Raw genomic sequence first — 13,767 nt, 5'->3', positions numbered from 1 at the left:
AACGCGCGCGGCGGCCATGCAGACGACGGGAAGCGCACGATGACTGGCCTGCCGGTCATCCGCGGGTCATCTTGGGCGGCGATGGCAGCGCCAGTACGGCACAATGGCCCGATGACCGTTCCCCACAGGCCTCAGGAATCCGCGGCGCTGCGTGCGCTGATCGACGACCGCTACAGCGAACTGGCCGCGCGCTGCCGTGCCATGGGCGTGCCGCTGCACGACGACGCCGGCGTGGCCGAGCGCATCCGGCGCACGCTGCTGGCCAGCGACTTCGCCTTCGATACCTGGTTCCGGCAACCGCAACTGCTGGCGCCGCAAGGACTTGAGCGCCTGCGCTCTGGCAGCGACGCCAGCGCGCGCATCGACGCGATCAGGTTTTCCGACGACGAAGCCACCTGCATGACGGAGCTGCGCCGCTTCCGCCATGCCGAAGCGCTGCGCCTGGTATTTCGCGACGTCAACGGGCTCGACGAACTGCCGGAGACACTGTCCGCCACCAGCGTGTTGTACGAGGTGCTGCTGGGAGCAGCGCTGGGCTGGGCCGAGCGTGCGCTCGCCGCCCGTTATGGGCACAGCCGCAGCCACGACGGTGTGCTGCAACGCATGCTCGTGCTGGGCTTCGGCAAGCTCGGCGGCAGCGAGCTCAACTTTTCCTCGGACATCGATCTGGTGCTGGCGTATCCGCACAGCGGCCAGACCGACGGCGCGCGTTCGCTCGACAACAGCGAATACTTCGTGCGCCTTGCGCGCCAGCTGGTGCGCCTGCTCAACGAGCCCACGGTGGATGGCATCTGCGCGCGTGTGGACCTGCGCCTGCGGCCCTTCGGCAATGCCGGCCGGCTGGCGCTGCCGTTCTCGGCCATGGAGCAGTACTACCAGAGCGAAGGGCGGGACTGGGAACGCTACGCATGGATCAAGGCGCGCCCGGTGGCCGGTGATCGCCATGCCGGCAAGGAGCTGCAGGAGCTGCTGCGTCCCTTCATCTACCGCAAGTATCTGGACTACACCGCGTTCGCCGGACTGCGCGAGATGAAGGCGCTGATCGACGCGGAAGTGGCGCGCAAGGACCTGGCCGACAACCTGAAGCTGGGCCCGGGCGGCATTCGCGAGATCGAATTCGTGGTGCAGCTCACACAGATGATCCGCGGCGGCCGCGAGCCCTCGCTGCGCGTGCGCGGACTGTTGCCGGCGCTCACGGCGTGCGAGGCGCGCGGGCATATCAGCGCGGCGCGCGCCCGTGCGTTGCGCGAGGCGTATGTGTTCCTGCGCCGCGTGGAGAACCGCGTGCAGATGCTGCGCGATGCGCAGACGCACGACATCCCCGAAGATGCCCTCAGCCGCGAGCGCATCGCGCTCGGCCTGGGTCATGCGTCGTGGGAGGAACTGGACGAACAACTGGCGCGGCATCGCGCGCACGTGAGCGAAGAGTTTGGCGAAGTGCTGATGCCGCAGGGTAGCCGCGTGGCCAGTGCGCCGGTGGAGGATGTGGCGCTGTGGCAACGCGCGTGCATGGAAACGCTGGACGGGGGCGTGATGGAAGCCTCGGGCTTCGTGCCGGGCACCGGGGTCGCCGAGGAGCTGCAGAAACTTTCGCAGGCCGCGTCCGTGCGCGCGATGTCGCAGCGATCGCGCGAACAGCTCGATCGCCTCATGCCCCGCCTGCTGGCGGTGGCGCGTGAAAGCGCCGCTCCGGTGCCATGCCTGTTGCGCCTGTGCCGCCTGGTGCAGGCCGTCGCGCGGCGTTCGTCCTATCTCACATTGTTGGAGGAGCAGCCCGCCGCACGCTTGCGCCTGGCGCGTTTGTTCGCCGAAAGCGCCTTCCTCGCCGAGCGTGTCATCTCACAGCCGTTGCTATTGGACGACGTGCTCGATCCACGCATCGATCAATTGCCGCTCAAGCGCGCGGACATCAGTGCCGAGATCACGCGCGTGCTGGCCACGCTGGATGAGCGCGAGGCCGAGGCGGAGCTGGAGCGTCTCAACGAATTCAAGGCGAGCGTGGCGTTTCGCCTGGGCCTGGCCTTTACCGATGGGCGTGCCGATGCCGTCGCCACGGCGCGCCGACTGGCGGTGCTGGCCGAGTCGATCGTCATCGCGGTGACCGCGCTCGCCGAGCGTGAGCTGGCCATGCAGCACGGCCGCCTGCCGGGCGAAGGCTCCGGCTTTGCGGTGCTCGGCTATGGCAGCGTAGGCGGCGAGGAACTGGGTTTCGCATCCGATCTCGATCTGGTGTTTGTCTACGACAGCAAGCGCTCGCACGCGATGAGCGACGGCGCGCGCCCACTCGAAGGTGCGCGCTGGTATCAGCGCCTCGCGCAGCGCGTGATGAACTGGCTCACCGTGCTCACCCGTGCCGGTCGCCTGTACGAAGTGGATACACGGCTGCGGCCGGATGGTTCCAAGGGCCTGCTGGTCAGCAGCCTGGAGTCGTTCACCGGCTACCAGAAGAGCCGTGCGTGGACGTGGGAACACCAGGCCTTGCTGCGCGCGCGGCCCATCGCCGGTGACGCCGCATTGCATGCCGAACTGTCGGCGGTGCGTCGCGAAGTGCTCGCGGTGCCGCGCGACCGCGCCTCGGTATTGAAGGAAGTGGGCAACATGCGCCAACGCTGGCGCGCCGAGCGCGATCGCTCCGACGCGGACCAGTTCGACATCAAGCAGGGCAAGGGCGGCCTGCTGGACATCGAGTTTGCGCTGCAGGGGTTGGTGCTGGCGCATGCATTCGAGCATCCTGCCCTGCTCAACATCACCGCTAACGCCGGCTTGATCGAAGCCTGCCGGCAGGCCGCGCTGCTCGACGGACGGCAGGCGGGGCTGTTTGCTGAAGCTCACGCGCAATTGCTGCATCGCGCGCTGGCGTGCACGCTGGACCTGCGTTCGCGCATCGCGCCACGCGACGGCGAACTGGATCGCTTGTCCGGCAACGTGCAGGACGTGACGACGGAGCTGGGCTTCGAGTTCTGATCAGCCCGCCTGCCGCGCAGCAATGCGCTGGCACAGGGTCGCGGCGATGGCAGCGGTTTCGCGCAGGGGTCGGGCGGGCGGCGCGGCCTGCTCGCTGAGATCGTGCAGCCAGCCGGCGTCGCGTAGCGCGCGATGGAAACGCTCGATCTTTGCGGGCAACGTGCCGAGCACGAGCGTGTGTACGGGGCAGCCCACGGCGCATGCCTCGGACAGCATGTTCACCGAATCGGGCGTCACCACCAGACGATCTGCCCAGCCCAGCACGCCGGGGTAGGGGTTGCTGCCGTCGTCGTGGCCCGACCAGACCAGACCGGGCACGCCCACCAGGCGCTCGCGCATGCGTTCGGCCAATACCCGCGGCGTACGGCGCGAGGCAAGCACGAGCAAGCTGCCTCCTTCCGCGTGCTGGCGCGAGAGCAGCCCGCTGGCGAGCTGGTCGATATATGCCTCATCCAGCGTGACGCCCTTGCGCGGCCCGCCGAGCAGCACGCCCACGCGTGGGCGAGGAAGTTCGGCGAAGGCCGGGTTCGCATCGCGACCGTCCTGCAGCCAATCGTCATCTACTGGATTGAGCGATCCCACGGGCTGCAGCACGTTGTCGCCCTCCAAGCGGTCGTGTTGCGGTGCGATCACCGTGTCCCAGTGCGAGGGATCGATGCGCGGGTCGAGGATCTGCACCGTGTAGCAGCGCCCTTCGCTCAGCTCGCGCAGCACGCGCGTATACAACGCCGACGCCCGCCCGCAGCCGATCGCCACGGTGGGCCAGGGTGGCGAAAACTGTTCGCGCTGGATGTCGGAGAGGGCGAGCCGGGCGCCCGCGGTAAGGCGTGGTGCCAGCCAGGACCAGGGCTCGCCAGGCTCCAGCTGCAAATGCCTGACCGGCATGCCCAGCCGCTCGGCCAGCGCCAGCGCCTGGCGCTGGTTGCCGGCGGCGGCGTCAGTGATCACCCAGCAGTTGCCCTGCAGCTTCAGCATGGCTGGTGACGCTCGCGAACGGCGTTGATTGTTTCCCTGGGCAATACAGTTCGTTTCATTCGCCTGGGTCCAGTTTGTCCGCGCCCGCGCTTACACTGGGGGTCTGTTGCGCCAAGATGGGCGCGTTACGATCCAAGGATACCCATGAGCGAGTTGCTTTCCGAGGCCGCCCTCGACCAATTGTTCCGCACCGCCCGCACCTTCAACGCGTGGCTGCCGAAGGACGTGAGCGACGAGCAGCTGCACCGCCTCTACGAGCTCGCCAAGTTCGGTCCGACCAGCGCCAACTCCTCGCCGGCGCGCCTGGTCTTCGTGAAGTCGCAGGAGGCCAAGGCCAAGCTTTCGCCGTTCCTTTCCGAAGGCAACCGCGCCAAGACCATGGCAGCGCCGGTCACCGCGATCGTGGCGACCGACCACGCCTTCTACGAAAAGCTGCCGCAGCTGTTTCCCCATGCTGACGCGCGCAGCTGGTTCGCCGGCAACCAGCCGCTGATCGACCTCACCGCTTTCCGCAACGGAACGTTGCAGGGCGCCTACGTGATCATGGCGGCGCGCGCGCTCGGCCTCGATTGCGGCCCGATGTCCGGGTTCGACAATGCCGGCGTGGATGCGGCCTTCTTCGGCGGCACCACCATCAAGTCCAACTTCCTGATCAACATCGGCTACGGCGATGCCAGCCGTGACCTGTTCCCGCGCAGTCCCCGCCTCTCGTTCGACGAGGCCTGCCGGATCGACTGAGCGGCTTGTGTCCGCTGGTCCCTGCAGCCCATCCACCACTGGAGATTTGATCCATGCGTGCACTTCGCTATTTCGTTATTGCCGGCCTGCTCGGCGCCGCCTTCACCGCACAGGCCGCGCCGGTTACCTACAAGATGGATCCGGGCCACACCATGGTCCTGTTCAGCTGGAACCACTTCGGCTTCTCCAACCCCACCGCGAACCTTGGCGTGGGCGAGGGCACCCTGGTGTTCGACGAAAAGGATCCGGCCAAGTCGTCGGTCGATGTGACGCTGCCGCTGTCCGACCTGGACACGCACGTGTCCAAGCTGGATGAGCACCTGAAGAAGGCCGATTTCTTCGACGCCGACAAGTACCCGTCCATCACCTTCAAGAGCACCAAGGTGCAGGCCGTCGGCGGCAACAAGTTCAAGGTCACGGGCGATCTCACGGTGCACGGCGTGACCAAGCCGGTCGTGCTCGATGCCACGCTCAACAAGAGCGGCGAACACCCGATGATGAAAACGCAGACCGTGGGCTTCGATGCCACCGCGACGCTCAAGCGCTCGGATTTCGGCGTCGGTGCCTACGTGCCGAACGTGAGCGACGAGATCAAGGTGCGCATCACCACCGAGGCTTCGGTGCCGAAGGCCGGCGCCGCCAAGTAAGTCGCACCGCAAGTGCAAAAAAGAGCCCGCGCCTTGCAACGCGGGCTTTTTCTTGGGGTGGACGTCAGCGGCTGCCCGCGCCTTCGTTCTTCATCGATTCGAGCTTGTCGAGATCGACCGCGGCCACCATCTGCCTGAGCTGGTCGATGCTGTCGGCCGTGCCCGACGCCTTCACCGCGAAGCGCTTGCCCACCACCACGCCGTACTCGCCGTTCTTGCTGGCGGTGTCCCACGCTTCGTGCACCATGCGATCGTTGCTGGTGTAGGTCTTCTGGTAGCCGTGTTCGGTCTGCTGCTCGGATTCCGCGGAGAATGTGCCGGCCAGCGCCATCATGCCGCGCATGGTGCCGGTGTCGGTCACTTCCAGCTGGATGTCATGACCGTTGCCGTCGGTGTAGATCGCGCGGCCACTGGTGACCTGCACGCCCATCGCGCCGGTGCGCTCGGCAGAAAGATTCGCGCGCTTCATTCCCTCAAGGGTGTCGGGCAGGAACGCCTCGATCACATTCGCCGGCAGCGACTGCACGTTGCCGTCCGGGCCCATCATCTTGGCCATGGCCGCCTGTTGCGCGGTGGCGTCGCCGGATTTCTGTGCCGCGTCCAGGTCTTTGCTGGCCTTCTCGGCCTGTTCACCCATGGCCTGCAGTTTGCCCAGCGCGCTGTTCGGATCCACGGTGACGCGTCCGCCGTGGCCATCGTCCAGCTCGACGCTTCCCAGCCGATGGCCTGCGTAGCCGGCGTGGGTCGCGATGCTCGTGATGATGCCGCCCACGATGAGGCTGAACACGAACGCGATGATGACGACAACGGCCGTGTAGCCACCGGCCCTGTCCGGCGGACAGCGCATGGTGTGCGGCAGGCCGAGGTACAGCAGGTAGATGCCGTAGATCGCGCCGGCGATGGCGACGAGCCATCCCAGCCACGGGATGAGCACGGCGATGCCCGCCACCCATCCGGCCGTCCATGAGTACGCGACCACCTTGAGCGCCTGCACCGGGTCCTTCTGGCCGCCGAACGTGGGCGCCAGCGCGTTGACGACAAGCGCGACGACATAGGCCACGCCCAGGATCAGCAGGTAATACAGCACGAGGGTGACCAGGCCGTAGCCGATCGGCGCACGGAAGTGCATGCCCAGCGCGCCGTAGCCGAACACGCTTTCCTTGATGAAGCGGGCGATGACCGGTAACGCGGCCACGATGAGGATGTATCCGCGATACAGGCCACCGATCGTCGCCGGTTCGGCCGCAATTACCGGCCATTTGGTCTGCGGCGTGGACAGGATGGCCTTGATGCGGTCGAAGATCTTTCCGAAGTCCATGACGATCCTTGTTGAGCTGGAAGTTGAGCGTGGTGCTGCTGGTTGGCCGACGGCGTTCGCCGCCCGGGGCGCTTCACGTTGCCCGCCCAGCGGGCGCGGCAAGACGCTGCACTGCCATCATCGCCAGTGCCGGCCGGCTGCGCGCCGATTCTCGGCCCGCATGGGCCATCACTGACACCGACCGCTCGCCCTATGCCCAACGGCAAGGGCAGGGTGCTCCGCCGGCTCTGCACGGGGTTGGCCTGCTAACATATTCGGCTCGGTGTCCTGATGGAGTTTCCCCATGTCGCGTTCCCCTGCGGCCGCCCCGCTGATCCCGGCGAATGCCGAAAATCGTTACGAAGTGACGCGCGCGGACCTTCCGCTGTCCTGTCCGATGCCGGGCATGGCGCTGTGGAATTCCCATCCGAAGGTGTATTTGCCGGTCGTCGAGGACGGTGGTGAGTCCACATGTCCTTATTGCGGCGCGCATTACGTGCTTCGCGACTGATTTTTACCCGTTAGTTTCATTTGAAACTCTGGCCGTGCGGGATTTAGGCACGATTGCTGCTTGCCTCTTGGATGAAGGCACCTTTCGAACAAACCATGTCAGCAGTCGCCACGCCAGCGAGGTCCCTGACCGTCGTTCAGCTGATCCCCGCCCTGCACTCGGGCGGGGCTGAGCGTTCTGCGCTCGAAATCGGCCGGGCGCTGGTGGCAGCCGGTCACCAGTCCGTGGTGATTTCCGCTGGTGGTCGCCTGGTGTCGCAGCTGGAAGCCGAAGGTAGCCGCCACATCACCCTGGATATCGGCCGCAAGTCTCTGCGCACGTTGTTCAACGTCGGCGCCTTGCGCCGCGTGCTGCGCGAGCTCAAGCCGGACATCGTCCATGCCCGTTCGCGCCTGCCGGCCTGGCTAGGCTGGTGGGCCATCAAGGGCCTCAAGCCCGCCCCGCATTTCGTGACCACCGTGCATGGGCTCAACTCGCCCGGCCGCTACAGCGCCATCCTGCTGCGCGGCGAACGCGTGATCGCGGTATCGCAGACCCTGCGCGACTACATGCTCAGCCACTATCCGTGGCTGGAGCCCGCCCGCGTGCGGGTGATTCCGCGCGGTATCGATCCGGATGCGTTCCCCTACGGCCATCGTCCCGACGATGCGTGGCACAAGGCGTTTTTCGCCGAGTTCCCGGCGCTGGCCGGTGCGCCGCTGCTGACCTTGCCGGGTCGCGGTACGCGCCTGAAAGGCCATCACGACGCCATCGAGCTGGTGGCCGAACTCAAGCGCCGAGGCATTGACGTGCGCCTGTTGTTGCTGGGTGTGATCGAGCCCGGTCGCGAGGCCTACGTGGAAGAGCTGCGCGAACTGATCCAGACACGCGGCCTGGAATCGCAGGTCGTACTGATGCCGCCGCGCGCCGACGTGCGTGACATCTACGCCATCTCCTCGCTGATCCTTCAGCTTTCCAACAAGCCCGAATCCTTCGGCCGCACCGTGGTCGAGGCGCTGTCGCTGTGCCGTCCCGTGCTGGGCTATGCGCATGGCGGCGTGGGCGAACTGTTGGCCGAGCTCTATCCTGCGGGCCGCGTCCCGCCGTCCGACCAAGAGCGCCTGGTGGAACGCGCCGCCGAGCTGCTGCGCGTGGCCCCTCCCATCCCGATGCTGCAGAGCTATCGCCTGAGCGACATGCAGCAGGCCACGCTGGCGCTCTACGACGAGCTGACCGCCGCCTGATACCAGCGGCGCGGCGTGCGGCTCACCTACAATGCGTGGGCCGTGATTACCTGATGCCTGCATGAGTTCATTTGCCGTTTCCCTGAAGGCCGCCCTGCGCTCGCCGCTGTTGCCGTTCTGGCTGGTGATTGCGTTGCTTCCCTTCGGGCGCAGCTCCGAACTCGGCACTTTCCTGTGCCTGGTCGGCACGGTGTTGCTGTTTGCCCGGCACCCTTCCGCGCTGCGCGAACATGCTGGCGCGCGACTGCTGCTGTGGCTGCTGGCAGCCTACGTCGTGGCCGCGCTGGTTTCGGCGGTGGATTCGATGGCGCCGGCCAAGAGCTGGTCGACCGTGGCTGCGCTGCTGCGCTACGCGCCGTTGGGGCTGTATGCCTGCTTTGCCATTCGACGCGAGGAAAAGCTTCGCGCGCTGGTTGTCGCGGTCGCGGCCGTGGTGGCGTTCTGGGCATTGGACGCCTGGATTCAGGCGCTCACTGGCTGGAGTCTTGCCGGCCGCGCGACGCCCGAGCGACTGTCCGGCATCTTCGGCGCCGCCAACCTCAAGCTGGGCCCCACGCTGGCGGTGCTGTCGCCGTTCGTGCTGTGGGCGGCGCATCGTCGCTGGGGCCTCAAGGGATTGGCGACGGCTTTCCTGTTCCTGCTGCTGCCGGTGCTGCTCTCGGGCTCGCGTTCGGCATGGCTTTGCTACGGGCTGGTGGCCGTGGGTTTCGCATGGCACGTCGCCCGCTCGCCGGCGCGTTTCCTGGCCGCCGCGGTGACGGGCGTGGTCGTGTTGCTGCTGGCCGCCACCGTCGCGTGGAAACTGTCCGACCGTTTCCACGAGCGCATGGAGCGTACCTTGCAGATCACGCAGGGCACCGGCCACGCGATCGATTGGGCGCTGAGCGGACGCCTGGACATCTGGCGTACCAGCGTGGCGATGTTCGAAGGGCATCCGATCAACGGCGTGGGTGTGCGCGCGTATCGCGTGGCGTATCCGGGCTATGCGCCGGCCAACGATCACTTCGTGGTGAGCGATGAGGCGTGCGGCGTGGGCGAGGGTGCCTGCCACGCGCACCAATGGATACTCGAAGTGCTCACCGAAACCGGCACGTTCGGCTTGGCGTGCTGGCTGGGCGCCATCGCCATGGCGATCGTCGCCTGGCGCCGCGTGGGTGCTGCTGTGCGCCGAAACGCCTTCCCTGTGACGCTGTCGCTGGCGGTGATGCTCTTTCCCCTCAATACGCATCTGGCCTTCTATTCGGCGTGGTGGGGCTTGTTGTTCGCCTGGCTGCTTGGCCTGTGGTGCGCGGCGCTCCATGTCGTGCCGACCGAAGGGGAGCGGGCATGACGCGCGAGCCGCTGTCGGTCGTGGTGATTACCTACAACAACGGCGACACGCTGGATGCCTGTCTCGGCCATGTCGACTGGGCCGATGAAATCATCGTGCTGGATTCCGGTTCCACCGACGACACGGTGGAGATCGCGCGCCGCCATGGCGCGCGGATAGACGTCCATCCGTTCGACGACTACGGACCGCAAAAGCAACGCGCCTACGACATGGCCAGCCACGACTGGATCCTCAACCTGGATGCGGACGAAATGCTTTCGCCCGGGACGCGCGAGGAAATCGAACGGGCGCTGATGTCGCCGCGGCATGCGGGCTTCCGCCTGCCGCGGCGCGAGCGCATGTTCTGGACCGTGCAGCACCGCTGGAGCTGGCGCAACGGCCATTTGCGGCTGTTCGACCGTCGTCGCGGTGGCATGAACGATGTGGAAGTGCATTCGGCCGTGGAAGTGCGCGGGCCGACAAAGACGCTGTGGCGGGCAGATTTCGTCAACGATGGCGACGGCGACATCGCCACGCGCGTGGACAAGATCAACCGCTATACCAATGGCATGGTGGCCTACAAGCTGCGCAAGCGCCAACGCTTCACCGGCCTGCGCATGGTGTTCTATCCGCCGATCTTCTTCCTGCGCCAGTACATCGGGAAGCGCTACTTCCTCAATGGCTGGGCGGGCTTCATCGCCAGTGTCACCGGCGCCTTCTACGCGTTCCTCAAGTACGCCAAGCTGCACGAGGCGCGCGAGCGGGAACGCCGCAACGCGCCCTGAGGTAGCCGATCTTCAGGCCGCCTGCGGCCATTGCGCGCGCTGTACGCGCAGGGCGGCGAGCAGGCGCGTGCACGCCTCGCGTCGCAGCAGTTCGCGGCGGCGGAAAGCGGAGCGATGCTTGCTCTCGACCTGTGCCTCCGACCGCTCCGGCTCCGCGACCGGCAGGGCGAAGAAGCCATCGGCTTCCAGCACGCCCTGGCATTCCTCCCAGAAGCTGTCGTAGTCAGCCTTGATCTTGTCGGCGTCGCCCGCGAAAGGATGGGCGAGGTTGCACACGCCGCGCAGTTTCTGCGCGCCGGTGAACGAGCCGAAGGCGAGCAGCAGCGAGAACAGCAGGTTTTTCGGGCGCAAGCCGTAACATTGCTTGGTGAGCTCGCGCACGGCATCGCGACCAAGCCCGGGCGCGGCACCCTGCAGGCAGCCGATCAGCAGCGTGCGGCCTTCGTCGGCGATGCTGAAAATGGCCGAGGAAAGCAGTTGCCCGTGCGCATTGGCCAGGCACAGCGCGAGTTCGCCTTCGCGGCTGCGCCCGGTGGGGCGACGCAATTCAAGCAGCAGCTTGCTGCCGTCCTTCAGCTCCAGCGCGCCCAGCACGAAACGGCCCCGCAGATACACCGCTTCCACCAGCGTCGCCGGCAACTGCTCGAACAGGAAACGATAGTGGCTGCTGATGATGGCCATGCGCTGCGCGCGGCCAAGCCGACGATTGATGTAGTGGTGATGCCAGCGCTCATGCATGCGCGGGTCGTGCGCCACGATGGCCGCCAGGCGTGGCGAGCCATACAGCTCTTGCAGCCACGCCGATTGTCGTCGCGGCATGCGCCCGCAGCGGGCGACATATTTCAGGCCCGAGGCGAGACGCTTGGAAAGCGATCCTCGCCAGTCACGGCGTTCGCGCAGTGATCGCAAGAAATACCGAAAGGACATGGCGGCGGGTGTCGGGGAAAACACGTTGTGCTTTCTACCCGCGCTAACTGTCGATCACCTGTCAGCTTCAATAGACGGAGGGCATGCCTTCAGGTCGCGTTTTGAAACGCTTGTGCACCCACAGGTATTGCTCGGGTGCGGCGCGCACCATCTCCTCGATGCACACGTTGACGCACGCCGTGTCTTCCAGCGCGTCCTTGCTGGGGAAGTCCGCGAGCGGCGCACCCAGTCGCAACGCGTAGCCTGCGTTGCCCGGCAGTCGCCGGTGATGAAACGGAATGACGCATGCACCGGACAGTCGCGCCAGGTGATGCGTGGCGGTGATCGTGGCGGCGGGGATGCCGAAGAACGGCACGAACACGCTGTCCTTGCTGCGCATGTCCTGGTCCGGCGCGTACCACAGCGTGCCGCCGCTGCGCAGGTGCTTCACGGTGCCGCGGATGTCGTCCTTTTCGAACATGGCTTCGGCGTAATCAAGCCGCGCACGCAACACGGCCCATTCGAAAGGCGCCGAGTCCATCTTGCGGTACATCCCGGAAATGCGAATGCGCTGCGACACCAGCCGCGCGCACAGCTCCAGGTGCGAGAAGTGACCGCCCACCAACAGCACGCCCTTGCCTTGCACGCGTGCCGCTTCGAGGTGCTCGAGGCCTTCGATGGTGACGGGCACATCGGCGATGGCGCGCTCGCTGCCCATCCAGCCCAGGGCGAACTCCGCCATCATCAGGCCGATGTCGCGCAGGTGTGCATCGACCAGCCGGGCCTGCTCGGGTTTCGACAGTTCCGGAAAGCACAACGCGATGTTGACCTCCGCGATGTGCCGGCGCGGCGATGGCACGCGCTGCACCAGTTGTCCCAGCAGGTGCCCCAGGCCCATCAGCCACGTCCGTGGCAACCGCGCGATCAACCACACCACGCCCACGCCCAGCCAGCCTGGCCAGTGTCGCGGAGCGAGCAGGGAGCGCGTGAAGGAGGGGCGTGACATGCCAGGCATCGCGCGCATTGTAGGGAACAAGCCAAACCGAGGCGAGCCGGCGCCCCGCAACGAGCCGATATACTGGTGCACCCCATCGAAGGGATCGGCCTTGCGCTATCTGTATACCCTCGCCATGTACCTGGTGACGCCGATCATCGTGCTGCGTCTGCTGGCGCGTGGCGTGCGTTACCGCGATTACCACAAGCGCTGGCGCGAACGCTTCGGCTTCTTTGCCGCGCCAGCAAGCGTGAACGGCAGCCTGTGGGTGCATGCCGTGTCGGTGGGCGAGGTCAACGCGGCGGAGCCTTTGATCAAGGCCTTGCGCAACGACTACCCCAATGCCCCTCTGGTGGTCACAACGGTGACGCCGACCGGTTCGGAACGCGTCCGCCAGCTATTCGGCAACAGCGTTTTCCATGTGTACCTTCCTTATGACCTGCCGTTTTCGGTATCGCGATTCCTCAAGCGCGTGCGGCCACGACTGGCCATCATCGTGGAAACGGAAATCTGGCCAAACCTGTATTTCGCCTGCCGCAAGCGCGGCATCCCGATGATGATCGTGAATGCGCGCCTGTCCGAGCGCTCGCTGCGCGGCTACAAGCCGATGGGTGCGTTGGTATCGCGCGCGCTGGGCTGCGTGCGCCAGATTGCTGCGCAGTCGCGCACTGATGCCGCGCGTTACCGTGAACTCGGTGCCGATCCCGAGAAGATCGTTGTCACCGGCAACCTGAAGTTCGACATGCCGGTGCCCTACGACGCCGAGATCAAGGGCGAGGAACTGCGCCAGCAGTGGGGCAAGTTGCGCCCGGCATGGATCGCCGGCAGCACGCATGAGGGCGAGGAGCTGCCGGTGCTCGAGGCGCATCTCGAAGTGCTCACGCGCTGGCCCGATGCATTGTTGCTGATCGCCCCGCGGCATCCGGAACGCTTCAAGCTGGTGGAGAATTCGGCCCGCAGCCTGGGTTTCGCAGTCGGCACGCGCAGCGTGGACCGGGTGCCTTCGGCTTCGCACCAGGTATTCGTCATCGATGCGATGGGCGAGCTGATGCCCTTCTATGCCGCGTCGGACCTGGCCTTCGTCGGTGGCAGCCTGGTGCCGATCGGCGGGCACAACGTGCTGGAGCCGGCGGCGCTCTCGACGCCCGTGCTGGTGGGGCCGCACACGTTCAATTTCGAGGAGATCACCCTCACGCTGATCCAGGAAGGCGGCGCCACGCGCGTCGGCAGCGCGGAGGAGCTCGGTCACCAGTTGCTGCAACTGTTGCGCGACGAGCCGCGTCGCGACCGCATGGGCATGGTGGCGCGCATCGTGTTCGACAGCGAGCGTGGCGCGGTGAAGCGCGTGATGGGGATGGTCGACAGCCTACTGCAGGAATAGACGTCCATCCGTCCACAAAAAAGGCCGGGCATGCCCG

General features: G+C 66.3%; 12 protein-coding genes. 8 read left to right on the top strand and 4 right to left on the bottom strand.

The genetic code is table 11. The features are described from left to right. Positions 1-111: 111 nt before the first annotated feature. Positions 112-2,964 (top strand): bifunctional [glutamate--ammonia ligase]-adenylyl-L-tyrosine phosphorylase/[glutamate--ammonia-ligase] adenylyltransferase, encoded by a 2,853-nt coding sequence (gene glnE / locus VFG49_RS16670; protein ID WP_324862586.1) that lies wholly within the window; start codon positions 112-114, stop codon positions 2,962-2,964. On the opposite strand, the gene VFG49_RS16665 is transcribed toward glnE, so the two are convergent. Then, positions 2,965-3,939 (bottom strand): mitochondrial fission ELM1 family protein, encoded by a 975-nt coding sequence (locus tag VFG49_RS16665; protein ID WP_324862584.1) that lies wholly within the window; start codon positions 3,937-3,939, stop codon positions 2,965-2,967. Between the two features lie 144 nt (positions 3,940-4,083). Here VFG49_RS16665 and VFG49_RS16660 point away from each other — a divergent pair, with 144 nt between their 5' ends. Together VFG49_RS16660 and VFG49_RS16655 are read left to right on the top strand one after the other, a co-directional pair. Next, on the top strand, positions 4,084-4,677 hold the full coding sequence (locus tag VFG49_RS16660) for a malonic semialdehyde reductase (protein ID WP_324862582.1): 594 nt from the start codon (positions 4,084-4,086) through the stop codon (positions 4,675-4,677). 53 nt (positions 4,678-4,730) lie between these two features. Beyond that, positions 4,731-5,324 carry a YceI family protein gene (locus VFG49_RS16655; RefSeq protein WP_324862580.1) on the top strand — a complete coding sequence of 198 codons (594 nt, stop codon included), beginning with the start codon at positions 4,731-4,733 and terminating at the stop codon, positions 5,322-5,324. Between the two features lie 64 nt (positions 5,325-5,388). Here VFG49_RS16655 and VFG49_RS16650 read toward each other — a convergent pair whose 3' ends face one another. Then, positions 5,389-6,642, bottom strand: coding sequence for a Yip1 family protein (locus VFG49_RS16650; protein ID WP_324862578.1), 1,254 nt, complete (start codon positions 6,640-6,642; stop codon positions 5,389-5,391). Between the two features lie 283 nt (positions 6,643-6,925). Between VFG49_RS16650 and VFG49_RS16645 the strand changes: the two genes are divergently transcribed. The 4 genes from VFG49_RS16645 to VFG49_RS16630 all read left to right on the top strand — a co-directional run bounded on the left by VFG49_RS16645 (position 6,926) and on the right by VFG49_RS16630 (position 10,449). Further along, positions 6,926-7,132, top strand: coding sequence for a zinc-finger domain-containing protein (locus VFG49_RS16645; protein WP_198670389.1), 207 nt, complete (start codon positions 6,926-6,928; stop codon positions 7,130-7,132). A gap of 95 nt (positions 7,133-7,227) precedes the next feature. Then, positions 7,228-8,355: a glycosyltransferase gene (locus VFG49_RS16640; protein WP_324862573.1), complete on the top strand. Its 1,128-nt coding sequence runs from the start codon at positions 7,228-7,230 to the stop codon at positions 8,353-8,355. A gap of 61 nt (positions 8,356-8,416) precedes the next feature. Further along, the gene (locus VFG49_RS16635) at positions 8,417-9,685 is read left to right on the top strand and encodes an O-antigen ligase family protein (RefSeq protein WP_324862571.1); all 1,269 of its coding nucleotides are present in this window, start codon (positions 8,417-8,419) and stop codon (positions 9,683-9,685) included. Beyond that, positions 9,682-10,449, top strand: a complete 768-nt coding sequence (locus tag VFG49_RS16630) for a glycosyltransferase family 2 protein (protein ID WP_324862569.1) — start codon at positions 9,682-9,684, stop codon at positions 10,447-10,449. The genes VFG49_RS16635 and VFG49_RS16630 overlap by 4 nt, the downstream gene beginning before the upstream one ends. Positions 10,450-10,461: 12 nt before the next feature. On the opposite strand, the gene VFG49_RS16625 is transcribed toward VFG49_RS16630, so the two are convergent. Then, positions 10,462-11,376: a VirK/YbjX family protein gene (locus VFG49_RS16625; RefSeq protein ID WP_324862568.1), complete on the bottom strand. Its 915-nt coding sequence runs from the start codon at positions 11,374-11,376 to the stop codon at positions 10,462-10,464. A 67-nt stretch (positions 11,377-11,443) separates the two neighbouring features. Continuing rightward, complete coding sequence (gene lpxL / locus VFG49_RS16620) at positions 11,444-12,370, bottom strand: LpxL/LpxP family Kdo(2)-lipid IV(A) lauroyl/palmitoleoyl acyltransferase (RefSeq protein WP_414649163.1); 927 nt, start codon at positions 12,368-12,370, stop codon at positions 11,444-11,446. A 91-nt stretch (positions 12,371-12,461) separates the two neighbouring features. On the opposite strand from lpxL, the gene waaA reads away from it, so the two are divergent. Next, positions 12,462-13,730, top strand: coding sequence for a lipid IV(A) 3-deoxy-D-manno-octulosonic acid transferase (gene waaA / locus VFG49_RS16615; protein WP_324862559.1), 1,269 nt, complete (start codon positions 12,462-12,464; stop codon positions 13,728-13,730). The last annotated feature ends 37 nt before the right edge of the window (positions 13,731-13,767 follow it).

The organism is Dyella sp., assembly GCF_035685885.1.
Taxonomy (GTDB): Bacteria; Pseudomonadota; Gammaproteobacteria; order Xanthomonadales; family Rhodanobacteraceae; genus Dyella.
Note: the sequence above shows the minus strand (reverse complement) of the source record. Positions and strands in the feature narration are given on the sequence as shown.